The 22508-nt window shown below is 74.9% G+C and carries 20 protein-coding genes; 8 read left to right on the top strand and 12 right to left on the bottom strand.

What is annotated here, in order from left to right; all coding sequences use genetic code 11:
• Positions 1-10 precede the first annotated feature (10 nt).
• From AB0B40_RS24575 to AB0B40_RS24585, 3 genes are read right to left on the bottom strand one after another with little or no spacing between them, the layout of a single operon-like run.
• A complete protein-coding gene (locus tag AB0B40_RS24575; protein WP_362265583.1) occupies positions 11-766 on the bottom strand; it encodes a methyltransferase domain-containing protein in 756 nt (251 codons plus the stop codon).
• A complete protein-coding gene (locus AB0B40_RS24580; protein ID WP_362265585.1) occupies positions 763-1392 on the bottom strand; it encodes a DUF2064 domain-containing protein in 630 nt (209 codons plus the stop codon). Before AB0B40_RS24580 ends, AB0B40_RS24575 begins: the two co-directional genes overlap by 4 nt.
• Complete coding sequence (locus AB0B40_RS24585) at positions 1389-2102, bottom strand: glycosyltransferase family 2 protein (RefSeq protein WP_345049799.1); 714 nt, start codon at positions 2100-2102, stop codon at positions 1389-1391. Before AB0B40_RS24585 ends, AB0B40_RS24580 begins: the two co-directional genes overlap by 4 nt.
• Before the next feature lie 151 nt (positions 2103-2253).
• On the opposite strand from AB0B40_RS24585, the gene AB0B40_RS24590 reads away from it, so the two are divergent.
• Entirely contained in the window at positions 2254-3000 is a 747-nt protein-coding gene (locus AB0B40_RS24590; RefSeq protein ID WP_345049934.1) for a response regulator transcription factor, read from the top strand.
• Between the two features lies 1 nt (position 3001).
• Positions 3002-4111, top strand: coding sequence for a HAMP domain-containing sensor histidine kinase (locus AB0B40_RS24595; RefSeq protein WP_345049801.1), 1110 nt, complete (start codon positions 3002-3004; stop codon positions 4109-4111).
• Between the two features lie 76 nt (positions 4112-4187).
• Here AB0B40_RS24595 and AB0B40_RS24600 read toward each other — a convergent pair whose 3' ends face one another.
• Entirely contained in the window at positions 4188-5177 is a 990-nt protein-coding gene (locus tag AB0B40_RS24600; RefSeq protein WP_362265587.1) for an NAD-dependent epimerase/dehydratase family protein, read from the bottom strand.
• A gap of 101 nt (positions 5178-5278) precedes the next feature.
• Positions 5279-6493, bottom strand: coding sequence for a cytochrome P450 (locus tag AB0B40_RS24605; RefSeq protein ID WP_345049805.1), 1215 nt, complete (start codon positions 6491-6493; stop codon positions 5279-5281).
• Positions 6494-6870: 377 nt separating this feature from the next.
• Between AB0B40_RS24605 and AB0B40_RS24610 the strand changes: the two genes are divergently transcribed.
• From AB0B40_RS24610 to AB0B40_RS24625, 4 genes are all read left to right on the top strand, one after another.
• A complete protein-coding gene (locus tag AB0B40_RS24610) occupies positions 6871-7563 on the top strand; it encodes a TMEM175 family protein (protein WP_362265589.1) in 693 nt (230 codons plus the stop codon).
• 181 nt (positions 7564-7744) lie between these two features.
• Positions 7745-9112, top strand: a complete 1368-nt coding sequence (locus AB0B40_RS24615) for a hypothetical protein (protein WP_362265617.1) — start codon at positions 7745-7747, stop codon at positions 9110-9112.
• Positions 9109-10041: a lysylphosphatidylglycerol synthase domain-containing protein gene (locus tag AB0B40_RS24620; protein ID WP_362265591.1), complete on the top strand. Its 933-nt coding sequence runs from the start codon at positions 9109-9111 to the stop codon at positions 10039-10041. Before AB0B40_RS24615 ends, AB0B40_RS24620 begins: the two co-directional genes overlap by 4 nt.
• 359 nt (positions 10042-10400) lie before the next feature.
• On the top strand, positions 10401-11657 hold the full coding sequence (locus tag AB0B40_RS24625) for an MFS transporter (RefSeq protein ID WP_345049816.1): 1257 nt from the start codon (positions 10401-10403) through the stop codon (positions 11655-11657).
• 10 nt (positions 11658-11667) lie between these two features.
• Here the strand turns inward: AB0B40_RS24625 and AB0B40_RS24630 are convergent, their stop codons facing one another.
• From AB0B40_RS24630 to AB0B40_RS24640, 3 genes are read right to left on the bottom strand one after another with little or no spacing between them, the layout of a single operon-like run.
• Positions 11668-12336 (bottom strand): DedA family protein, encoded by a 669-nt coding sequence (locus AB0B40_RS24630; RefSeq protein WP_345049820.1) that lies wholly within the window; start codon positions 12334-12336, stop codon positions 11668-11670.
• Between the two features lie 58 nt (positions 12337-12394).
• The gene (locus AB0B40_RS24635) at positions 12395-13198 is read right to left on the bottom strand and encodes a polysaccharide deacetylase family protein (RefSeq protein ID WP_345049822.1); all 804 of its coding nucleotides are present in this window, start codon (positions 13196-13198) and stop codon (positions 12395-12397) included.
• On the bottom strand, positions 13195-14580 hold the full coding sequence (locus AB0B40_RS24640; protein ID WP_345049825.1) for a glycosyltransferase: 1386 nt from the start codon (positions 14578-14580) through the stop codon (positions 13195-13197). Before AB0B40_RS24640 ends, AB0B40_RS24635 begins: the two co-directional genes overlap by 4 nt.
• Before the next feature lie 140 nt (positions 14581-14720).
• Here AB0B40_RS24640 and AB0B40_RS24645 point away from each other — a divergent pair, with 140 nt between their 5' ends.
• Together AB0B40_RS24645 and AB0B40_RS24650 are read left to right on the top strand one after the other, a co-directional pair.
• A complete protein-coding gene (locus tag AB0B40_RS24645) occupies positions 14721-15152 on the top strand; it encodes a BlaI/MecI/CopY family transcriptional regulator (protein ID WP_345049828.1) in 432 nt (143 codons plus the stop codon).
• A gap of 4 nt (positions 15153-15156) precedes the next feature.
• On the top strand, positions 15157-16173 hold the full coding sequence (locus AB0B40_RS24650; protein WP_362265595.1) for a M56 family metallopeptidase: 1017 nt from the start codon (positions 15157-15159) through the stop codon (positions 16171-16173).
• A gap of 313 nt (positions 16174-16486) precedes the next feature.
• Here the strand turns inward: AB0B40_RS24650 and efeB are convergent, their stop codons facing one another.
• From efeB to AB0B40_RS24670, 4 genes are all read right to left on the bottom strand, one after another.
• A complete protein-coding gene (gene efeB, locus AB0B40_RS24655) occupies positions 16487-17770 on the bottom strand; it encodes an iron uptake transporter deferrochelatase/peroxidase subunit (RefSeq protein ID WP_362265619.1) in 1284 nt (427 codons plus the stop codon).
• A 56-nt stretch (positions 17771-17826) separates the two neighbouring features.
• Positions 17827-19857, bottom strand: a complete 2031-nt coding sequence (gene efeU, locus AB0B40_RS24660) for an iron uptake transporter permease EfeU (protein ID WP_362265597.1) — start codon at positions 19855-19857, stop codon at positions 17827-17829.
• Between the two features lie 188 nt (positions 19858-20045).
• On the bottom strand, positions 20046-21635 hold the full coding sequence (locus AB0B40_RS24665; RefSeq protein ID WP_362265599.1) for a HAMP domain-containing sensor histidine kinase: 1590 nt from the start codon (positions 21633-21635) through the stop codon (positions 20046-20048).
• Positions 21632-22390 (bottom strand): response regulator transcription factor, encoded by a 759-nt coding sequence (locus tag AB0B40_RS24670; protein ID WP_345049838.1) that lies wholly within the window; start codon positions 22388-22390, stop codon positions 21632-21634. Before AB0B40_RS24670 ends, AB0B40_RS24665 begins: the two co-directional genes overlap by 4 nt.
• Positions 22391-22508 lie beyond the last annotated feature (118 nt).

Below are 22508 nucleotides of genomic sequence, written 5' to 3' on the forward strand. Positions count from 1 at the left end.
GCGCTGCCGGTCAGGCCACCGGCCCGGTGGCCGGCGGCTTCCTCCTCCGCTGGCCGCTGATCACCGCGGTGCGGTTCGGCGGCTCGCTGCCGGTGCCGGTGCCGCTGCCGGCGCCGCGGCTGCGCAGGGCCACGAACCGGCGCCCGCCGGCCGTCCACCGACCGGCCCGGTCCCAGCCCCGGGCGTACCGCAGCAGCGCCGGGGTGCCCACCCGCGCCCACGGGAAGGCGCCGCCGCCCGTCCGGCCGTCGGCGCTGTCGACGACCTGCACCTCGGACCGCTCGTCGACGTCCACCCCGGCCGTCTCGGCGATCAGCAGGCCGCCCGGGCACAGGAGCCGGGCCACCCGGTCCAGCAGGGCGGCCGGGTCGCCGCCGATCCCCACGTTGCCGTCCATGAGCAGGACGGTGCCCCACCGTCCCTCGCCGGGCAGCGGCTCGAACACCGAGCGCCGCAGGGCCGGGCCGCCGAGCCGCCCGGTGTGGTCGACGGCCGCCTCGCTGACGTCGATCCCGAGGACGGGACGGCCCCGGGCGGCGAGTTCCGCCACCAGCCGGCCCGGTCCGCAGCCGACGTCGAGCACGGCGCCCTCGCACCGGTCCAGCACCGCCCGGTCGACCGGGTCCGCCCGCGCGCACCACCGCTCGACCTCCAGCGGCAGCAGCCATCCGTCGCTCCGGCGCAGGAACAGCGGGCCGCGCCCGGTGCGCAGGGCGGCGGCGTACGGGTCGGCCGCGGCCCAGGCGACGGCCGGCGATGTGCTCATCGCCGGGTCCCGTTCCCGCTGTGCGCGACCGCCCTGGCCAGCCGGGCGGCGAACCGGCCGCGCGGTGCCAGGGCGGCGACCGCCGCCGCGTCGGCCGCGGTGTCCACGTCCCGCAGCCGCGGCAGGTCGCGCACCCGCAGCCCCGCGGCCACCAGCCGCCGCCGCTGGACGGCACCCGTCCGCGGGGTGGACATGGGCACACCCCGCAGCAGGGCCGGGTCGGGCCGGGCCAGCCCCAGCGCCCAGAAGCCGCCGTCCTCCGCCGGCCCGAAGCAGGCGTCGTACCCGGTGAAGTCCACCGTCAGCAGCTCCGGGGTCACCTGCGGGGTGTCCATGCCGATGAGCAGGGCGGGCCCGTCGCACCGCGCGAACGCGTCGGCCAGCCGCAGGTCGAGCCCGCCCGCGCACTGCGGTACGACCTCGAAGCCGGGCGGCAGCCAGGGTCCGGGTGTTCCGTCGAGCACCAGGACACGCCGGGTGGCGGGGGCGGCCGACACGGCGTGCAGGGTGTCGGCGAGCGCCGCCTCGGCGAGCGCGGCCGCCTCGGCGGGGGTGAACGGCGGGGTGAGGCGCGTCTTGACCCGCCCCGGCAGCGGTTCCTTGGCGATGACGAGCAGCGTGGTCACCGTACGGCCCTCCCGTCGGCCGGGGGTTCGGCCAGGACACGGCTCATGTCCCGCACCGCCTGCCAGGTGCCACGCCAGGTGCCCGTCACCTTGGAGGTGCCGGTACGCGGCAGATAGGGCACGTCGTGCTCGGCGATCCGCCAGCCGGCGTCGGCCGCGCGCACCACCATCTGGAGCGGGTAGCCGCTGCGCCGGTCACTGAGACCGAGCGCGAGCAGCGGCTCCCGGCGGGCGGCGCGCAGCGGGCCGAGGTCGTGCAGGCGCAAGCCGGTACGGCGGCGCAGCAGCCGCGCGAGTGCGAGGTTGCCGGCCCGGGCGTGCGCGGGCCACGCCCCGCGGGCCCGGGCCCGCCGCCGTCCCAGCACCAGGTCGGCGTCGCCGTCGAGCACTTCCCGTACGAAGGGGACGAGGAGCGCGGGGTCGAGCGAGGCGTCGCAGTCGCAGAAGCAGACGACGTCGGCGGTGGCGGCGGTCAGCCCGGCGTGGCAGGCGGCACCGAAACCGCGCTGCGGCTCGTGGACGACCGTCGCGCCGAGGGCGCGGGCGATGCCGGCCGAGCCGTCGGTGGAGCCGTTGTCGACCACGAGGGCACGCCAGCCCGCCGGGATCCGGGCGAGTACCCAGGGCAGGGCCTCGGCCTCGTCCAGGCAGGGCAGCACCACATCCACGCTCGCCGGTGAGGGGGGTGTCGAGGGGATCACGGCGTTCACCCTACGAACGACAAGCGGGCATATCGGGCTTCCGCTCCTTACGAAACGCGGACGTCGGGGCCGGGGCCCGGTCAGGGGTGCGACATCCGCGGCGGCCCGGTGCGAGGCTGGGACCATGCAGCAGCCGCACGTGCCCACGCCGGGCAGAGCCATGGACGGAACCGGCCCCGACGCCGCGGCACCCGGCGTGCCGCCGGCCCCCGGGGCCGCGCGGGTCCTGGTCGTCGACGACGACGCCACCGTCGCCGAGGTCGTCGCCGGGTACCTCGGGCGCGCAGGCTATGTCGTGGACCGGGCCGACGACGGCCCCACCGCCCTCACCCGTGCCGCCGCCCACTGGCCGGACCTGGTGGTGCTCGACCTGATGCTGCCCGGCATGGACGGCCTGGAGGTCTGCCGGCGGCTGCGTGCCAGGGCGCCTGTGCCCGTGGTCATGCTCACCGCCCGCGGCGACGAGGACGACCGCATCCTGGGGCTGGAGGTCGGTGCCGACGACTACGTGACCAAGCCGTTCAGTCCCCGCGAACTGATCCTGCGGGTGCGGTCGGTGCTCCGCCGCACGCTGCCGGCCGTGGACACCCGCCGGCTGGCCGCGGCCGGGCTCACCGTCGACCCCGCCGCCCGCCGCGCCACCCGGAACGGCGTCGAACTCGCCCTCACACTCCGGGAGTTCGACCTCCTCGCCTTCTTCCTGCGGCACCCGGGGCGGGCGTACGGCCGGGAGGACCTGATGCGCGAGGTGTGGGGCTGGGACTTCGGCGACCTGTCCACCGTCACGGTCCACGTCCGCCGGCTGCGCGGCAAGGTGGAGGACGACCCCGCCCGGCCGCGCCTGATCCAGACCGTGTGGGGCGTCGGCTACCGCTTCGACCCGAGCGGCCTCGAGGAGACGGACTGACATGCGCGACGTCCTGCTCATCGCCCTGTACGCCTTCGCCGGGGCCGCCGTCACGGGCCTGGCGGGAGCCGCCGCGCTGCGGCGCTTGCGGCGCCGCTCGCTCACCGTGTCCCTCGCCGTGGTCGCGGCCGTCGGTGTCTGCGGTGTGCTCGCGGGCACGCTGGCGGTCGCCTGGGCGATGTTCCTGTCCCCGCACGACCTGACGGTGGTGACGACCGTCGTCGCGATGGCGGCCGTGGTCTCCCTGGTGACGGCGCTGATACTGGGCCGCTGGGTCGTTGCGCGCAGCCGCGAACTCGCCATCGCGGCACGCTCGTTCGGCGAGGGCGGCGACTTCAACGCGCCCGCGACCCCGGCCACCGCCGAACTGGCCGCGGTGAGCCGCGAACTGGCCGCCACCAGCGCCCGGCTCGCCGAGTCCCGGGAGCGGGAACGCATGCTGGAGACCTCACGCCGGGAACTCGTCGCCTGGATCTCCCACGACCTGCGCACCCCGCTCGCCGGTCTGCGCGCGATGTCGGAAGCCCTGGAGGACGGCGTCGCCGACGACCCCGCCCGCTACCTGAAACAGATGCGTACCGAGGTGGAGCGCCTCAACGGCATGGTCGGCGACCTCTTCGAACTCTCCCGCATCCACGCCGGCACGCTCCCCCTGACACCGTCCCGGATCTCCCTGTACGACCTGGTCGGCGACGCCCTCGCCGGCGCCGGCCCGCTCGCCCACGCACACGGCGTACGGCTGGTCGGCGACGGGGTGGCGCCGGTACCGGTCGAGGTCGACGCCAGGGAGATGAGCCGTGTCCTGGGAAACCTGCTGGTCAACGCGATCCGCCGGACACCCGCGGACGGCACGGTCGCCGTCGCCGCCGAGTGCTCGCCCGACGGTGTCGTCCTCTCCGTGACGGACGGCTGCGGCGGCATCCCCGAGGAGGACCTGCCGCGCGTCTTCGACACCGGCTGGCGCGGCACCGACGCCCGCACCCCTCCGGCCGGCGCGGGCCTGGGCCTCGCCATCGTGCGGGGGATCGTCGAGGCCCACCAGGGCCGGGCGAGCGTACGCAACATCCCCGGCGGCTGCCGCTTCGAGGTCACGCTGCCCGCGGCCCCTTAGTGACCTGAGTCGGAGCTGGAGCCTCTCGGGTGGATCGGTGATCCGGCCCGATCCGAACGGAAGACCCTGGGGCCGGTCAGCGGCAGGCCGCGAACTCCCGCATGCCCTCCGCGAACCGGACCTCCGGCTTCCAGCCCAGCTCCGCCCGCAGCCGAGAGGAGTCGGCGGTGATGTGCCGTACGTCCCCCAGCCGGTACTCCGCGGTGACGACGGGCGCGGGGCCGCCGTGGGCGTCGGCCAGCGCGCGGGCCATCTCCCCGACCGTGTGCGGCTCGCCGCTGCCGGTGTTGTACGCGGTGAGCGCGCCCGGTGCGGACGGCGCCTGAAGCGCCACGACGTTGGCCGCGGCCACGTCCCGCACATGCACGAAGTCCCGGCGCTGCCGCCCGTCCTCGAAGACGCGGGGCGCCTCGCCCCGGACCAGTGCGGACCGGAAGAAGGAGGCGACGCCGGCGTAGGGCGTGTCGCGGGGCATCCGGGGGCCGTACACGTTGTGGTAGCGCAGTGAGACGGCCGACCCGCCCGTCGAGCGGGCCCAGGCGGCGGCCAGGTGCTCCTGCGCGAGCTTGGTCGTGGCGTACACGTTGCGCGGATCGGCCGGCGCGTCCTCCCCGACCAGCCCGGGTGTCAGCTCGGCGCCGCACACCGGGCACCGCGGCTCGAACCGCCCCGCCTCCAGATCGGCGACCGCGCGCGGCCCCGGCCGTACGACCCCGTCGCGCGGACAGGCGTACCGGCCCTCGCCGTACACGACCATCGACCCGGCCAGCACGAGGTGCCGTACGCCCGCCTCGGCCATCGCGGCGAGCAGGACGGCGGTGCCCAGGTCGTTGCGGGACACGTACTCCGCCGCGTCCGCGAACCCCACGCCGAGCCCGACCATGGCGGCCTGGTGGCAGACGGCGTCCACGCCCTCCACGGCCCGCGCGACGGCCGCCGGATCGCGAACGTCGGCGGCCGGGTCCGCGCGCACGTCGAACACGACCGCCTCGTGTCCGCGCGCCGTCAGCGCCTCGACGACATGGGAGCCGATGAACCCGGCACCGCCGGTGACCAGTACACGCATACGCCCACGCTAGGGCCGCCTCGGCGGCGGACCGGAAGGGCGCGCTCTGACGTCACGACTCCGTAAGACCTGGCACCCGTGCCGGGCGGGTCGTCGCGCGGTCACCAGATGACCGGCAGGCGCACGGGGAAGCGGCGGATGGTTCCGGTGTCCCACTCGACGTCCTCGGGGCCGACGGCGAGGCGCAGGCCGGGGAAGCGGGTCAGCAGGCCGGTGACCGCGCTGTCCAGCTCCGCCCGCGCGAGCGGTGCGGCGAGGCAGTGGTGACCGCCCCAGCCGAACGTCATGTGCGGGTGCACCGGCCGTCGGAGGTCGAGCGTGTGCGGGTCGGGGAAGACGTCCGGGTCCCGGTTGGCCGCCAGGTAGGACACGTGCACGTAGTCGCCGGCCCTGATGGCGGTGCCCTCGATCTCCGCGTCCTCCAGCGCGATCCGCGGGATGCCCACACCCTTGCGGAAGGGGATGAACCGCAGCAGCTCCTCCAGGGCGCCGGGGAGCCGGCCGAGGTCGCGCGCGAGCGCGGCGCACTCCTCGGGCCGGGTCAGCAGCAGATAGGCGATGTTGCTGATCTGGCAGGTCGCCGTGTCGTTGCCGCTGAGGATGAGCGTCACGGCGAGGACCGCCAACTCGTCGTCGCTCAGGGGCTCCTCGCCCTCCGGCACCGGCGCCGTGGCCATGGTGCTGAGCAGGTCCTCGCCCGGTGTGCCGCGGCGGTCCGGGACCAGCTTGGCGAAGTACGCCCGCAGGTCGGCCTTGGCGTCGGCCGCGTCCTGCCGGGCGTCCGGCGAGGTGGCCAGGAGCCGCATGGTGAGCGTGCGCAGATGGTCGCGGTCGGTCTCGGGGACGGCGAGCAGCTCGCAGATCGTCAGGTGGGGGAGGGGCACCGACAGATGGGTCACCAGGTCCGCGGGCGGCCCGGCCTCGGCCATCTCCGTGAGCAGCCCGGCCACCACCCTGTCCACCGCCGGCCGCATACCCGCCACCCGGTCCCGGGTGAACGCCTGGGCCGCGACGTGCCGCAGCCGGGTGGCGTGCGGCGGGTCCGTCACGTTGATGGACTCCGGTGACACGATGGGCTCGGGAGTCATCCGCGGATAGTCGCGCCCGACGATCGCCGCCCGGCTGAACTTCGGATCGCACGTCACCTGACGCACCCCGGCGAAGCTGGTCACGAGCCACGCCTCGGCCTCGCCGTAGGGCAGCCGGATCCGGCTGACCGGGCCGTCCTCGGCCAGTGCGGCCAAGGAGGGGTCGAACTCCAGCGCGTCGGCGAAGTCGAAGGGGCAGACGGGCACTGCGGGGTCGTGGAACGACATACAGCCTCCTTTGTGCGCAGCGTCGGTGCGGCGGCCCGCGTGGGCCGGCTCTGTCCGGAGCAGCCGTGGAAGGCGATGCCGACGGGGAGATGGCACACCGGACGACGTCGCCCAGACGCCGGTCACCTCGTTCACTATGCGGTACTTCGGCCCCTCCCGCAGCACAAGCGCCTCCGGCGGTGACGCGCCTTTTCGTCGGCGAGAGGGGTCCGAGGACGGCCAGGGCACGGACAGACCACGATCCGGGCACGGACGGTCAAGCCGCCCCGCCCGCCGGCACCCAGGATCCGTACGACCCGCCGGCCCGACCCGCGACGCCGACGGCCGGACAGCGGCGCTCGCCCGCTCCGGCACCAGCAGACACCTCAGGAGCCAGCGTGCCCCGCAGCCCCCTCCACGGATTCTCCCGCTCCGACACCTCCCGCGCCGAAGCCTTCAGCGACGGCGTGCTGGCGATCGCGGTCACGCTGCTGGCCCTCGGCCTGGCAGACCCGCCGCACCGGCCGGGCGGCCTCGGCCACGCCCTGCTGGCCCAGTGGCCGGCCTACCTCGGCTACCTCGCCTCCTTCGGCTACGTCTCGGTGATCTGGCTCAACCATCACCAGGCCTTCGTCCGTATCCGGGTCATGGACCGCGGACTGCACGCCGCCAACCTGCTGCTGCTGTTCACCACGGCGGCGCTCTCGTTCCCCACCGCGGTGGTCGCGGACGCACTCCGGGCGGACACCGCGGGCTCCGACGCACGGGTCGCCGTCGCCCTCTACGCCGGGCTGGCCGCGGCGATGTGTCTGAGCTGGGTCGCCTTCTACCATCAGCTCGCCCGACGCCCCGAGGTGCTGAAGGCGGACGTGGAGGCGGCCTACGTACGGCACGGGCGGCTGCGCTCCTGGGCCGGAGCCCTCGCCTACGGCGCCGCCGGAGTCCTGGGCGTGCTCGTCACCCCGCTGCTGGCGATCGCCGTCTTCGTCGTTCTCCCGGTCTTCTACTTCGCCACCAGCGAAGGACTCCCGAAGGGACGGGACGGCGGACACACCGGCGAGCGGGACCGGGCGCCACGCCCTGTAGGCTGAGGGACGTTCTACGTCTTGTAGGAGATTGGGCGGTTCGATGACCGGCACTGAACGCACCACACCCGCCCGCTGTCTCCGGACGTCCCCCGGTGCCACACCGTGGCACCGGAACGCCGAGACGTGGTTCGCCGCGGTCGGCGTCGCGTTCACCGTGTTCCAGATCGTCCTGGTCCGTCCGGACATGGGACTCGGCTGGGACGAGACGGTGTACGTCAGCCAGGTCGCCGAGCACGCCCCCGCGGCGTTCTTCAGCGCGCCGCGCGCCCGTGGCGTCTCCCTGCTGGTGGCGCCGGTCGCCTCGTGGTCGTCGTCCGTACCCCTGCTGCGCGTGTATCTGGCGGTGCTGTCCGGGCTCGGCCTGTTCCTGGCGTTGCGCGCCTGGCGTGGAGTCCTTCCCGTGCGGGTGGTCGCGCTGGGCGGGGCACTGTTCGCCTCGCTGTGGGTGACCCTGTTCTACGGCCCCCAGGCGATGCCCAACCTCTGGGTGGCACTCGGCGCTCTCGGAGCGGTGGGCTGCTTCCTGCAGGCCCAGGCCGACCGGAGCCGGCCCGGCCCCGTGTGGGGGCTCGCGGCGGGCGCGGCGCTGATGGCGTTGATGCGGCCGACGGACGCGGTGTGGGTCTGCCTTCCGCTGCTGGTGGCGCTGGTCGCCGTGCGGCGGTGGCGGCACGGGCCGCTGCTGCTCGCGCTCGTCGGGGGCCTGGCGGCGGGCGCGGCCGAATGGGTGATCGAGGCGTACGTCGACTTCGGCGGGCCGGCCCAGCGCCTGGCCGAAGGCTCCCGCATCCAGGGGGGCCTGGGCTGGAACAACGCTGTGGGCGACCAGCTGCGCAGCCTCGGCGGGCGCACCCTGTGCCGCCCGTGCACGGGGGCGATGCCGAGCGTCGCCGAGACCCTGTGGTGGTTCGCGCTGCCCGTTCTCGCGGTGCTCGGGCTGGTCGTGGCGCTCCGGGCCCGGCGCGCCGCGGCCACCGTGCTGGCCTGTGCCTGCGCGGCGACCGCTGCGGTCCCCTACCTGTTCCTCATCGGCTACGCCGCTCCCCGCTTCCTCCTGCCCGCCTACGCCCTGCTCTCCCTGCCGGTCGCCGGCGCGCTCGTCTTCCTGCTGACCCGGCCGCGCGGGACCTGGCGGCCGGTCGCCGTGACCGCGGTGACCCTCGGCCTGCTCGGGCATCTGGCGATCCAGGCCACCGTGCTGGTACGCCTGGTCGACCGCACGACCGAAGGCCATCAGCGCTGGGCACGCATCGCGGCCGGGCTCCACCGCAACGGCGTGACGCCGCCCTGCCTGCTCACCGGCGACGACCCGACGGCACCCCCGGTCCCGATCGCCTACTACGCCGGCTGCGCCTCCGCCAACACCGCCGGCCACAACGAGAACACCACCGCCGCCGGCCTGGCCCGGACCGCGCGACGGATGCCGGTCGCCGTCCTGACCGCCGACGGCGTCGAGCCTCCGTCCTACGCCCGGACGTGGACCACGGTCCGTCTTGACGCCGGGGTGTACGCCCGCGTCGCCCCCTTCGCCGGCAAGCGTCGCGGCTCATGACCACTCCCTCCCTGGCGCACCCGTTCACGAGCCGGCGCACCTGCTGGCACACGGCCGTCTCCCTGCTGGTGCTGCTCATCGGCGCCGTGCTCGCCGTCCGCAACCGGCAGGTGCTCGACGCCGGCACGGACCAGCTGGCCGCCGCCGACCGCGGCTGGCTGGCGCTGGCCGTCACGGCCGCGTGCGCGACGTGGGCGTGTGCGGCCCTGGCCCAGCAGGGCGCGGTCGCCGCGCCGCTGCCCGCGACCCGGCTGACGGCGGCGCAGTTCGCGGCCTCCGCGGCCAACCACGTCCTGCCCGCGGGACTCGGGGCGAACACCGTCAACTGGCGCTTCCTGAGCCGGTGCGGCCTGACCCCCGCCGCCACGGCGACCGCCCTCGCCCTCAAGGCGGCCGCGAACGCCGCGTCGAGAGTCGCGCTGATCGCCGGGCTGGCCGTGGCCTGCCCCGGTGTCCTCCGTCTTCCGCATCTGCCCGCGGCCACGTGTGCCCTGGCGCTGCTCCCCGGAGCGCTGCTGGTCCGGCCGCTTCGCCTGCGTGTCCGCGCGCTGCTGCGGGTGGCGGGTGCGGAAGTCAGGGCGGTGCACGCACACCCCGGGCGGGCGTCGGCGCTGTGGGGCGGCTCGTTCGCGTTCGCCGCCGCGCACGCACTCACCGTCTATGCCGTGGCCCACGCCCTGGCACTGCCGTTGCCCCTCGCCGGGGTCGCTCTGGCCTACCTCGCGGCGAGCGGCGCCGCCGTGCTGCTGCCCAGTCCGGGCGGCCTCGGCTCGCTGGACGCGGCGCTCGCCCTGGCGCTGGTCGCGGTCGGCGCCCCGGGGAGTACGGCTGCCTCGGTGGTGATCGGCTACCGTCTGCTGACGTCCTGGCTGCCGCTGGTGCCGGGCCTCGTCGTGCTGGTCCTCCTGGCCCGTCGCAAGGTGCTGTGAGCCGTGGCCGGCACCCGTGCGAGCGTAGCCGCCGCCCGTGGCGGAGCCGACTGACACGCGGCCACCGGTCCGAGCGCCGGCGCGCCGGGGCCGTCGCGTGGACGCGATGCGGCGCCGCCGGGGTGGTTCCCGGACGGGCGCCGCTTGACGGCCGGCACCTCGCCCGCGAAGGATGCCCCTGATGTCCTCCCCCCGGCAGCGCACCCGCCGGAAGACGACGGCGGTGACATGCGGGCGCGGATCCGCTCCGTCCCGAGCGTCGGCGATGACCGGGCGGTCGGCCGCTCCGTCCCGAGCGTCGGCGATGACCGGGCGGTCGGCCGGTCACGGCAGGAGGACGCCGGCTTCCGGGAGGACATGTGACGCCCGCCCGTACCACGCCCCGGACCTCCGCATCGTCCGGCGGACCCGCCAGGCGTCTGTCGCCGTGGCGGTTCGTGATGGTGTTCGGGGGCGTCAGCCTGCTGATGGACTTCGTCTACGAGGGTGCCCGCTCCGTCACCGGTCCGCTGCTCGCGCACCTGGGCGCCTCGGCGGCGGTGGTCGGCGTGGTCACGGGGGCGGGGGAAGCCGCCGCGCTCGGGCTGCGGCTGGTCTCCGGTCCGCTGGCCGACCGAAGCCGCCGGTTCTGGCTGTGGACGATCGCCGGGTACGTCCTGACCGCGGTCAGTGTCCCGGTGCTCGGTCTGGCCGGCGTCCTGTGGGTGGCCTGCGCCCTGGTGGTCGCCGAGCGGGTCGGCAAGGCGGTGCGCTCCCCGGCCAAGGACACGCTGCTCTCGCACGCCACCGCGGCCACCGGCCGCGGGCGTGGGTTCGCCGTGCACGAGGCGATGGACCAGGTCGGCGCGGTGCTCGGTCCGCTCACGGTGGCCGGCGTCCTCACTCTGACCGGTGACGACTACGCCCCGGCGCTCGGGGTGCTCGCCGTGCCCGGTGTGGCCGCCGTCGTCCTGCTGGTGTGGTTGCGTGCCCGGGTCCCCGACCCGATCGCCTACGAGGCGACCTCCGCCGCTCCGCCGCCCGGACGTCCGTCCCCCGTCGAGGCCCGGCAGCCGGAGCTGCCGCGAGCCTTCTGGGCCTACGCGGCCTTCACCGCCGCGACCCTCGTCGGTTTCGCCACCTTCGGTGTGCTCTCCTACCACCTGGTGACCCGCCACCTGCTGCCCACCGCGACGGTGCCGGTGCTGTACGCGGCGGCCATGGCCGCGGACGCGCTGGCGGCGCTGGCCACCGGCTGGCTGTACGACCGGGTCGGCGCGCGGGTCCTGGTCGTCCTGCCGTTGCTGTCCGCCGCCGTCGCGGGCCTCGCCTTCACCGGCACACTGTGGATCGCCGTGGCCGGCGCCCTGGTGTGGGGCGCCGCCGTCGGTGTCCAGGAGTCCACTCTGCGCGCCACGGTCGCCGACCTGGTGCCGACCGGGCGGCGGGCCACCGCCTACGGCGTCTTCGCGGGGGTCATGGGCGTCGCCGCGCTGGGCGGCGGCGCGCTGACGGGAGCCCTGTACGACGTGTCCGTCCCCGCCCTGACCGTCACCGTCGCCGGTATCCAGGCCGCCGCACTCGTCCTGCTCCGGACCACCCGGGCAGCGCGGTCGGGCCCCACCGCGAACCCGTAGAACGCCGGGGTCACGGCCGCCCCCCGTTCGGCCTGGCCGCCCGGCGGCCGCGCAGGATCTCGAGGAAGAGAGGGATCAGCGACACGACGACGATCACCGCGACCAGTGGCAGCAGGTAACGGTCGACGTTCGGGACCGAGGAGCCCAGCGCGTACCCCGCCAGGGTGAGCCCGACGGTCCAGACCAGCCCGCCCACCGCCTGCCACAGGGCGAACGTCCGGGCCGGGACCTCCAGCGCGCCCGCCATCGGGTTGAGGACGGTCCGCACCACCGGGATGAACCGGGCCAGCACGATCGCTTTGGCGTACCCGTACCGTTCGAGCAGCTCCTCGGCCCGTTCCATGCCCTCGCGCAGACGCTGCGACCGGCTGCGGGCCATCAGCGCCCCGCCCGCCTTACGGCCGATCAGATATCCGCACTGCGCCCCGGCCAGCGCGCCCACGGCCGCCAGGACCAGCAGCGGGGCCAGCGACAACTTCACGGGCCGGTCCGCCGCCCCCGTGCACAGCAGACCCGCCGTGAACAACAGGGAGTCGCCGGGCAGGAAGAACCCGACCAGCAGCCCCGTCTCGGCGAACAGGACGGCGCCGACGCCCAGCACGCCGAAGGCGGCCAGCAGCGACCGGGCGTCGAGGACGTTCACGGCGAGCTGCGACGCGAGGTGCACCGGTGTGGTCATACGGCCCTGGCCTTTTCCGGAGGAAGGATGCGAAGGGGGAACGAGGCGATACGAATGACTACAGCAAGGTAGACGGTCTGTCGAACTGTAGACGACCGGCGGCTGCTGGGCGTTTCCCGGCAGCGGGCTTTCCCAGGGGACGTCCGTGGTCGCGCAGCGGGCCGACCCGGTAGCCCCGCTCCGCGCAGGTGTCGAGGATCCGGGGGAGCGCGCCGAGGGCGGCGCGCCAGGCTCCGGGGGCGGAGGTGCAGTCGGAGTCGTGCAGGAGGATCGTGCCACCGCCGTCCAGGTCGGCGGTGACCGTGCGGTGCACCGACTGCGGGGTGGCGCGTGCCCTCCAGTCCTCTCCCCAGCAGGTCCAGAGCACCGGGGTGAGGCCGAGGCGGCGGGCCGTCAGGTGCGCGGCGGTCGACATGACACCGTACGGGGGCCGGAAGAGCGTGGGCGGTCGCCCGGTGAGGGCGGCGACGGTGTCCCGTGCCCGGTCCAGGTCGGCGTACGTGGCGCGGGGGCCGCGCAGGAGCAGTGGGCGGTGCAGCCAGCCGTGGACGCCGATCTCGTGGCCGGCCGCCGCGATCTCGGCGACCAGACCGGGGGCGCGGTGCGCCTCGCTGCCCAGGAGAAAGAACGTGGCGCGCACCCCGCGCTCGTCGAGCAGGCGCAGAAAGCGCGGTGTGGAGCGGGGGTCGGGCCCGTCGTCGAAGGTCAGGGCGACGTGGTCCGGGCGGCCCCGGCCCGACAGCCGGGGCATGGCGCGGTTGCGCAACGGCCCGAAGGTGGAGACCACGGGCGCGGCGTGGGCGGCGGCGAGAACGGGCAGGGCGGCGAGGGCGGCCGTGCGCAGGGTGCGGGCGGTGGTCACGGGTGGTGGACTCCGGTCCGGGAGTCGTGGGCGGACAGGCCGTCCAGGTCGAGGCCGTGGCCGATGGCGTGCGCGAGGCCCGGACCGTCGTACGACGTCGCCATGCCCGTGCCGACGGCGCAGGCCCACACGGCGGCCGCGGCCGCGGCGGTGGTGGCGAGCCGGCGCGGGCCAGGATGCCGCCGCGCGGCCGGGTACCGGCTCCTGTCCGCGAGGCCGGAGCGGTGGACCCGCGCTATCTCGGCCGCCGGGCCCTCGTCCTGGGGCCGGTCGAACAGGGCGAGGCCCCTCGCGCGCTGCTGCCGTCCGGGCGGGCCGTCGATCAGGTCGCACAGCACCGCCTTCAGATCGGCCGGGTCACGGACCCACACCGAGACACCGGCTTCGTCCAGGGCGGCCGCGTTGGTCAGTCCGTGCCCGGGTATGCAGCGGTAGCTCGCCACGGGCAGGCCCGAGGCGAACGCCTCCAGCGAGGTCAGTCCGCCGGCGTTCTGGACGAGGACGTCCGCGGCGTGCATCAGGCCGGGCATGTCCTCGACCCAGCCGTAGGCGTGCTCGATGCCGTCCGCGCGCAGCCGCCCGGCCAGGGCCTCGTTGCGGCCGCACACGACGACCGGGACGGCGGCGCCGCAGTCGCGCAGCTCGTGGGCCACCTTGCGGACCGGCCCCACCCCCCAGGACCCGGCGACCAGGAGGGCGAGCGGCGAGTGCTGCGGCAGCCCGAACCGGGCCCGCGCGTCGTGGCGCCCCTGTGCGTCGCAGGGCCGGAAACGCGGACCGGTGACCGGGCCGCACACCCGCACGTCCCGTGCCCCGGCGGCCCGGGCCTGGGCAGCGGGCACGGCATGGGCGGCGAGGTGGACGTCGACACCGTCCGCCACCCACAGCGGATGGACGGAGAAGTCGGTCAGATAGGTCAGGACGGGGACGCCCAGCCGCCCCTTCAGGCGCAGGTTCCCCAGCACCCGGCTGGCCCCCGGGTAGGTCGACACCACCGCTCCGGTGTCCGGAGGCAGGGCGTGCAGCACCCGGTCCTCCGCCGCCCGCAGCAGTGCGCGCGCGACCGGGCCGCCGCCCCCGGCGCGCTCGGTGCCGGCATAGATCCGCTGGTAGGCCCACGGGGCCCGGACGAGCATCCGGTGGTAGCCCTCCTGCACGGCACGACCCAGCCGGGCGGGCAGCAGCTCCAGCAGGTCGAACCGGTCCACCGCGAAGCCGTGAGCGGCAAGGCGCCGGGCGAGCTGGGCGGCGGCGCCGTCGTGGCCGGCGCCGACGCTCGCGGAGACGATCGCGACCCGGCCCGCCCCGGGCGTCGCGACGCGCTGACGCGGAACGGTGACCGCGGCAGCGGGTCTGGGTGTGGTGCTTCCGGCGTGGGCCATGGGCTTTCCTCCGCAGGCGAGGGGCGGCGGGACACTACGAGATGTAGTAGTTCGCGGTTTGAAGACCGGAGCATACCTCCTACAACTAGTAGGAGATCGCCCGGTAGTCTGTGCGGGCAGACGGCGAAAGGAGGCGGCCGGTGGAGAACCGAAGAGACGACGAGGTCCCCGGGGCATCCGGCAGGCGGGCGCGCGGAGAACTGGAGAGCGACGTGCTCGCCGCCCTCTGGGCCGCCGCCGGCCCGCTGACCGCGCGTCAGGTCCGCGAACAGCTGCCGGGCGACCTCGCCTACACGACCGTGCTGACCATCCTGTCCCGGCTGTACGACAAGGGCATGCTCGTCCGGCACCGCGAGGGTCGCGGCTACGCCTACGCACCGGCCCGGGACGAGGCGTCCCACACCGCCCGGCGCATGCGGTCACTCCTGGAGGGCGGCTCCGACCGTGAGGCGGTGCTGGCCCGCTTCGTCTCGGAGCTGTCCGCGCAGGACGAGCACGTGCTGCACCAGCTGCTGTCCGGGCATGGGCACGGCACACGCACCGAGGACGAGAGCACGCGCAGGAGGTCGTGAGCCGGTGCTGATCAGCGTCTACGTCCCGTTCGTCGTCACGGCCGTGCTCGCCGTGTGCGCGCCCCGGCCGGCGCTCCGGCTGCCCCCGCGCCCGGCCGCCTGGGCCCTCGCCTGCGCCGCGCTCGTGTCGGCGGCGGGCTGGGCGGGCGCGCTCGCCCTGCTGGCCTTCACCGGTGTGGCCCAGATACCGGAGATCGCGGAGGAGGGCCGCTGGTCGGTGGCCGTACTGCGTGCCCACGACCCCGTCTACCTCGTCGTCGCGGTCGGCAGCGCCCTGGTGCTGGCCGCGGGCATTGCCTCCCTCGGGGTGGCCGCGGTACGGCAGGTCCGTGACATCGCCCGCGTGCGGCGGGAGTGCGCCCAGCTGCCCGGAGACACGGAACTGGCCGTGGTCGACGACGATGTCCCGCTGGCCTTCGCGCTGCCCGGTGCGCCGGGACGGATCGTGGTCTCCCGGGGGATGCTGCGCTGCCTCGACGGCCACGAGCGGGAGGCCCTGCTCGCCCACGAGCGGGCCCATCTGCGCGGCCGCCACCACCTGTTCCAGAGCCTGTGGCGGCTCACGGCGGCCCTGAATCCGCTGCTGCGACCCCTGGCCGTCGCGGGCGGCTTCGTCCTGGAGCGCTGGGCCGACGAGGAGGCCGCCGAGCGGGTCGGCGACCGCACGGTGGTCGCCCACGCCGTCGGGCGGGCCGCCCTGGCCTCCGCCGGTGCGTCCCGTCCCTTCGCGCTGGCGGTGACCGGCGGGGCGGTGCCGCAGCGGGTACGGGCCCTGCTGGCCCCGCCCCCCGCACGCCGGAGCCTGCCCTTCGTGGCGGGCGGTCTGCTGCTGGCGGTGTGCTGTGCGAGCCTCGCCGGCGCCGCGTCCGACAGCGACCGGATGGTGGACAGCGCACAGCGGGCGCGGTGCGCGACGCACCCCGGCTTCACGAGCCCACCGCCGGCGGGAGACCACCGGCACGCGGTCGCCCGGTGCTGTGCACGTCCTGACCATCCGGAGGGTGGGGAGCGACACCCGTGACCGGGAGGCCGGCCCGCCCCTCGCCGCCCGGCGGACGTGGTGCGGGCGGTGGGCGGTGCGCCGACGGGGGAGGAGCGGCGCGGCCGTGACCGGGTGGCCGACGGCTGGGGAGAGCGGGCCCGGCCGGAGCCCTCGACGTCACGACGGTCGGCCCGCGACGCAGCCTCCCCGGTTCCGGCTGACCGGCGTGCCTCGGTAGCGCCGTGCCAGGAGCAGCCGGTCGCCCACGGCGAGGTCTGCGCCCAGGCCCGGGTACACCGCCAAGGCGCGTCCCGCGGGCGTGGGAGAAGGGGCGGGCGTCGGCGCCGCGGGCTCAGGCGGAGAGCAGCCCGCGGCCGAGCCAGTCCCTGTCGTCCCGCACGCCGGGCAGGGCGAAGAAGTAGCCGCCGCCGGTGGGCGAGATGTAGTCGACCAGGGGTTCATCGATCAGGCGGGTCTGGACGGCTTCGAACTGCCCCTTGACGTCCCGCTGGTAGCAGCAGAACACCAGGCCCATGTCGAGGTTGCCGACGTCGTCGATGCCGCGGTCGTAGTTGTAGCCGCGGCGCAGGATGCGGGAGCTGTCGGTGGCGGCGGTGCGCGGGTTGGCGCGGCGGATGTGCGAGTCCAGCGGGATCACCGTGCCGTGCGGGTCCTTGGCGTACTGGGGGATGTCGGTCTCCAGAGCGCCGTCCAGGGGTGCGCCGGTGTCCTTGCGGCGGCCGAACATCTTCTCCTGCTCGGTGAGCGAGACCCGGTCCCAGAATTCCACCAGCATGCGGATGATGCGGATCACCTGGTAGCTGCCCCCGGTGGCCCACGCGGGCTCCCCGTCACCGTCGCCGACCCATATGAGGCGGTTCGTCTCGCGGGCCGAGGTGACGTCGGGGTTGGCGATGCCGTCCTTGAAGCCGAGCAGGTTGCGCTGGGCGCCGGTGGGGCGGGGTGCGTTCTGGAAGCCGTCGATGCGCCACTTGACCTGCATGGCGCCGCGGGTGTGCCGGGCGATGTCGCGCAGCGCGTGCAGCACGGTGTCCCGCCGGTTCGCGCAGATCTGCAGGGACAGGTCGCCGTGGCACTCGGCGGCCCTGAGGTTGTCGTTGGGGAAGGTCCGCATCGGGGTCAGGCGGCGGGGCCGGGCCGCGGCGAGGCCGTAGCGGTCGTCGAAGAGGGACGCGCCGACGCCGAGCGTGACCGTCAGGCCGTCGGCGGGGACGGTCGGGCCGAGGATGCCGTTGTCGGAGGGCGGGGCGCCGACCCCCAGATCGGTGGGGGTGCCGCCGGAGGTGAGGAAGCGGGCCCGCTCGGTGATCGTCTTCAGCAGGTCGGCCAGTTCCCCTCGGTCCTCGGCGATGACGGTGAAGGAGACGAAGGCGGCGGCGGCCTGTGCGGGGGTGACGACGCCGGCCTGGTGGATGCCGTGGAAAGGGACGTCGGCGGCGTTATGCGTGTCTGCGGCGGCCTGCGCGGTGCCGCCGCCGCTCTCGGTGAGGGCGAGGCCGCCGCCGGCCATCACCGCTCCGGCGGCCCCGGCGCCGAGGGCCGTCTTCACGAAGGAACGGCGGCCGGCACCGGCGGGGCAGCCGCCTCGCGGGGCGGGGGATGCGGCGGACGGCATGGGGGTGTTCCCTTCGCTGCGTGCGGGGTCGTCGCTGTGGTGGCGTGCGGTGGTCATCAGGCGGACTTCCGGATCTCCAGCAGGTCCGGGACGGGGGCGAGGTCCTCCAGGAGCCGGCCGGTGGCTCCGTTCACGCGGGCCCGGGAGGTCGCGTCGAGCCGTTCGACGGGGGTCCAGGAGCCGGCGTGGTGTGCCGCGTCGAGGAGCCTCTGCAGACGGGCGATGTCCGCGTCGACCGTCGGCAGCAGGTGCGGGGCACGGGTGGTCAGCAGCGGCCCGAGGACGGTGAGCAGCTCGCGTGTGCCGGCGAGGTCGGCGTCGGCGGTGGCGAGGTTGGTGCCGCTGCCCGCGTCGGTGTCGCCGGTCAGCTCGAACTGCAGGGTGTTCTCGAGGACCTCGTGGGCGCGCAGCGGCAGGTCGCCGGGCTGGAAGTGCTGTCGTGGGAAAGCCGTGCGCAGTGCCGCCACGTCGGCGGCCAGCCGCTCGGCCGGGGCCGTGAGGGAGGCCGCCGGCTCGCCGTGCCACAGGCCGTACTCGATGCGGTGGAAGCCGGTGAAGCCCTTGTCGTGGACGCCGTCGGGCAGGCCGTCGGCCCTGCCGTCGATCTTCCGGTCGAAGTCCTCGAAGGTGCCGTAGGCGGCACCGAGGGAGGCGTAGGTGCGGTGGGCGGTGAGCCAGTCGGTGCGGGCCCTGCCGAGATGGCGGCCCTTGATGTCGGCGGCCAGGGTGCGGGTCTGTGCGCCGAGGGCGGTCAGGCCCTTGTCGACGTACGCCTTGTACCGGGCGAGCGGGCCGGCGAGGTCCTGCGCGGAGACCGGGACGACCGCCTTCGCGCCTCCGCCTCCGGCGACGCGGACGGCCTTGGAGGTGACCGCGGTACCGCCGGTGGGCACGCACCGCCAGGCGTAGGTGCCGCCGGCCACGGTGGCGACCAGAGCGCGGGTGGTGCCCGGCGCCAGGCCCTCGATCTCCCCGTAGACGGCGTTGGTGGCGGGGTCGACGAGATACACCTCGGAGGTCTTGTCGCCGGTGTTGCGCATCTGGAAGGTCCGTCGGCCGGGCTCGGGCGGGGTGAACCCCTTGCCGCACTCCTTCTCCGATACGGCGACGGTCTGGCCCGCCGCGGTTTTCGGACGGCCGAAGGCGACGGCGAGGCCCGCGATCACGGCGGGGACGGTGACGACGGCGACCGGGACGACCCAGGCGGGGCGGCGCCGCGCGGACGGCGGAGCGTGCTGCGCGGGGTCCGTCCGCGCGGGCGCCGGCTTCGGCGTCGTGGCGCGCACCCCGCGCACGAACACCGTCATCACCACGGCGAGGTAGCCGGCGTAGGCGGCGACCTGCAGCCAGGTCATGGCCGGCGTCAGATTGAAAACGCCCTGGACCAGGGTGCTGTACCAGGAGCCCGCGTCGATGCTGCCGCTCAGGTCGACGGCATAGGCCGACTTCCCGGGCAGCACACCGCCCTCCTGCAGATCACGCAGGCCGTAGCCGAGGACGCCGGCCGCGATCACGATCAGGACGGCGCCGGTGGCGGTGAAGAACTTCGTCAGGTTGATCTTGAGAACCCGCCGGTACAGGCCGAAGCACAGGCCGGCCGACAGGACCAGGCCGATCGCGGCGCCCGTCAGGGGACCCGCGGACTCGCCGGCCGCCTGTGCGGTGGTCCACAGGAACAGGGCGGTCTCCAGGCCCTCCCGGCCGACCGCGAGGAACGAGGTGACGATCAGGACGCCCGCGCCCATGCCGAGCGCCCCGGTGACCTTCTCCTTGATCTCACCGGACAGAGTGCGGGCCGAGCGGCGCATCCAGAACACCATCGCGGTGACGAACGCCACCGCGATCACACTCAGGGTGCCGCCGAAGGTCTCCTGGGCGGTCGCGGACAGGGAGGCCGCGGTGAAGGTGAGGACCGCGCCGAAGCTCATCGCGAGCGCGATCGCCGCGAGGACACCCGTCCACACCTGTGGCAGCCGGGAGCGGGCGTCGGCCCGCACCAGGGTGGCGATGAGGATGGAGACGATGAGTCCGGCTTCCAGTCCCTCCCGCAGTCCGATCAGGAAGCTCGGAAACGCGTCGTCCCACATACGGCCCTCCCCACCCCGCCGCCGACAGTCGTATTAGCGTAGGCATGCCTAACTTAAACGGGAACCAGCGCTGACTACAAGTTCGTAGTCAGCCGCCGTGTGGCAGCGGGCCGCCGGACGAACGGGGGGCGTCTCCCGGCGGGCAGGGCAGCACGGCCCTCCCGGGGGTGGGCCGCCCGCCCGGCAGCTCAGGGTGGGGGCCCGCAGGCCGTCGTCCTCCTCGGCTTCTCGGTCGCCGCGTTCCTCCTCGCGGGCCTGTTCGCCCCGCCGGTCGGCGGTTCGGGGCCGTCCCCGTGCCGCCCCCTCGCCGTCGTGGGCGGTGGGGTGAGGCGCGCGGCCTGGGCGGTCGGCGTCCGCTGGGACACCGGGGCGTTCCCGTGCGGGTGGCTCTCGGCGCGCCGGAGACGGACGACGGCGTCGAGCCCACCGCCGGGGGCGGCCTCCAGGGTGATCTCACCACCGCCGGCCCGGGTGAGCTGGCGGACCATCGGCAGGCCGAGGCCCGTGCCGTCGTGGTCGGCCGCGGGGGCCCGCCAGAACCGGTCGAAGGCCCTGAGCCGTTCGGCCGCGGTCATGCCGGGGCCCTGGTCGATCACGTGCAACTCGGCCACCGGCGGCGTGCGGCTGCCTTCCCCCGGGACGATGACGGTCGTCAGCGTGACGGCGGTCCCCGGCGGGGACACGCGCAGCGCGTTGGAGAGCAGGTTGTCGATGATCTGCTCCAGCGCCCCCGGTACCGCCCACACCCGGGTGCGGGTGGCTCCGGAGACGATGATGCCGACCTGCTGCTCATCGGCGAACGCCGTCCAGATGGCGGCGCGATCGGCGACGACGGCGTCGAGATCGACCGCCTCCGGCCTGATCGCGGAGTTCTCCAGCCTGGCCAGGGCGAGCAGCCCCTGCACCATACGACTGAGCCGCTCCGTCTCCGCCAGTGCCTTGTCGAGGCTGTCCTGGGCGCAGGGAGCGAGGTGCGGCTCGAAGTTCTCCAGGCGCAGGCGCAGGGAGGTCAACGGGGTCTTCAGCTGGTGCGACGCCTCGGAGGCGAACGCCTGCTGAGCCTGGATCACGTGCTGGAGGCGGGTCGCGGTCTTCGTGAACGACGCCGCCAGCCGGCGCAGCTCAGGGGGTCCGTGATCGGTGGCGGGCGGATCGGTGAGGCGGCCCTCGGCGAGCTGTGCGGTGGCGCGTTCCAGGTCCCGGACCGGACGGGTGATCGAGCGGGCGAGGACGAAACCGATCAGGGCCACGGTGGCCAGCGCGCCCAGCCCGATGAGGGCCAGGGCCAGCCATGTGGCGTCTGCCTTCGCCCGGATCGGGCTGAGCGGGTACACGGTCCGGACCACGCAGGGGACGGTGGCGTCGGATCCCCCCGGCACGGTGACGAAGAGGACTTCGCCGTTCGTGGAGGGGTCGTCGCGCGTGGCGACCGCGGGGCGATCGTGCAGTGCGGCGGAGATGTCCGGCTCGGCGGACAGGTCCTTGCCGACCAGGTGGAGGGCGGCGGTCTCGGTGAGGACGACGCCCTTCTGGTCGGCGACGAGTACGCGGCTGCCGGTCCGTCGTCCGTAGGCGCGGGCCAGTTCGGGGAGGTCCGCCGTCAGGCCGTGTTCCATCTTCTCCTCGCAGACCGCGGCGAACGTTATCGCCCCTTGCTGCGCCGCATGGGTGAAGCGGGACAGCTCGCTGCGGGCGTAGAGGATGCCGAACGGGACTTCGAGGGCGAGCAGGACGAGCAGCATGAGGCTCAGATAGCTGAGCAGGAGGCGACGCGTCACCGCGGCCCTCCGCGCGCCGGCCCCGCGGCGGGCGCGGCGTCGACCGGTGCCGGGGGGATCAGACGGAAGCCGATTCCGCGGATGTTCTCGATCCAGGAGGAGTCACCGAGTTTGCGGCGCAGCGCCGCGATGTGGACGTCCAGGGTCTTGGTGGGGCCGAAGTAGTGCGGCTCCCACACCGTGTCGAGGATCTGCCGACGGGAGCAGACGGCTCCGGGGTCCTCCGCGAGGCAGGTGAGCAGGTCGAACTCCTTGGGTGCGAGGGCGACCGGCGACTGGTCCAGGCGCACCTGCCGGGTACGGCGGTCGATGGTCAGCGGGCCGATCCGCTGGACGTGGGGTGTCCCGGACCGGGCCGGGTCGTCCGAGGGCCCCCGCCCCGCCCGGTGCGCGTCCAGTACCGCGGGCCGGGTCCGGCGGGTGACGGCACGGATCCGGGCGACCAGCTCGCGCACGCCGAACGGTTTCGAGACGTAGTCGTCCGCGCCCAGTTCGAGACCGAGTACCCGGTCCACCTCGTCGTCCCGGGCAGTGATCATGATGATCGGCACCGACGAGCGGGACCGGAGCGCGCGGCAGACGTCGAGGCCGTCCATGTCGGGCAGCCCCAGGTCCAGCAGCACTATCTCCGCGTCCGGTGCGGCCAGGCCGTCGGCACCCCGTCTGGCGTGTTCCACGGTGAACCCGAAACGGCGCAGCCCTTCCGCCAGTGGTCCGGCCACCCGGTCGTCGTCCTCGATCAGCAAGACACGCATGCCGAGAAGAGTTACAGACCTTCGCCGCAGCGTGCGCCGCAAACGCCGCAACCTCCTCCGAGCCAGTGATCCTCGCCGCCCGCGCGGCGATCTCCGGGACGCGGGCCCCTGGCGGGCG

It is taken from the genome of Streptomyces sp. NPDC042638 (genome assembly GCF_040647235.1).
GTDB classification, from domain to species: Bacteria; Actinomycetota; Actinomycetes; order Streptomycetales; family Streptomycetaceae; genus Streptomyces; species Streptomyces rameus.

Excerpts from the sequence above, each read along its gene's own strand:
- AB0B40_RS24670 (WP_345049838.1), bottom strand. The coding sequence starts at position 22,390 with ATGCGTGTCTTGCTGATCGAGGACGACGACCGGGTGGCCGGACCACTG.
- AB0B40_RS24595 (WP_345049801.1), top strand. The coding sequence starts at position 3,002 with ATGCGCGACGTCCTGCTCATCGCCCTGTACGCCTTCGCCGGGGCCGCC.
- AB0B40_RS24640 (WP_345049825.1), bottom strand. The coding sequence starts at position 14,580 with ATGGCCCACGCCGGAAGCACCACACCCAGACCCGCTGCCGCGGTCACC.
- AB0B40_RS24615 (WP_362265617.1), top strand. The coding sequence starts at position 7,745 with ATGGGACTCGGCTGGGACGAGACGGTGTACGTCAGCCAGGTCGCCGAG.
- AB0B40_RS24605 (WP_345049805.1), bottom strand. The coding sequence starts at position 6,493 with ATGTCGTTCCACGACCCCGCAGTGCCCGTCTGCCCCTTCGACTTCGCC.
- AB0B40_RS24630 (WP_345049820.1), bottom strand. The coding sequence starts at position 12,336 with ATGACCACACCGGTGCACCTCGCGTCGCAGCTCGCCGTGAACGTCCTC.
- efeB (WP_362265619.1), bottom strand. The coding sequence starts at position 17,770 with ATGCCGTCCGCCGCATCCCCCGCCCCGCGAGGCGGCTGCCCCGCCGGT.
- AB0B40_RS24575 (WP_362265583.1), bottom strand. The coding sequence starts at position 766 with ATGAGCACATCGCCGGCCGTCGCCTGGGCCGCGGCCGACCCGTACGCC.
- efeU (WP_362265597.1), bottom strand. The coding sequence starts at position 19,857 with ATGTGGGACGACGCGTTTCCGAGCTTCCTGATCGGACTGCGGGAGGGA.
- AB0B40_RS24600 (WP_362265587.1), bottom strand. The coding sequence starts at position 5,177 with ATGCGTGTACTGGTCACCGGCGGTGCCGGGTTCATCGGCTCCCATGTC.
- AB0B40_RS24620 (WP_362265591.1), top strand. The coding sequence starts at position 9,109 with ATGACCACTCCCTCCCTGGCGCACCCGTTCACGAGCCGGCGCACCTGC.
- AB0B40_RS24590 (WP_345049934.1), top strand. The coding sequence starts at position 2,254 with ATGGACGGAACCGGCCCCGACGCCGCGGCACCCGGCGTGCCGCCGGCC.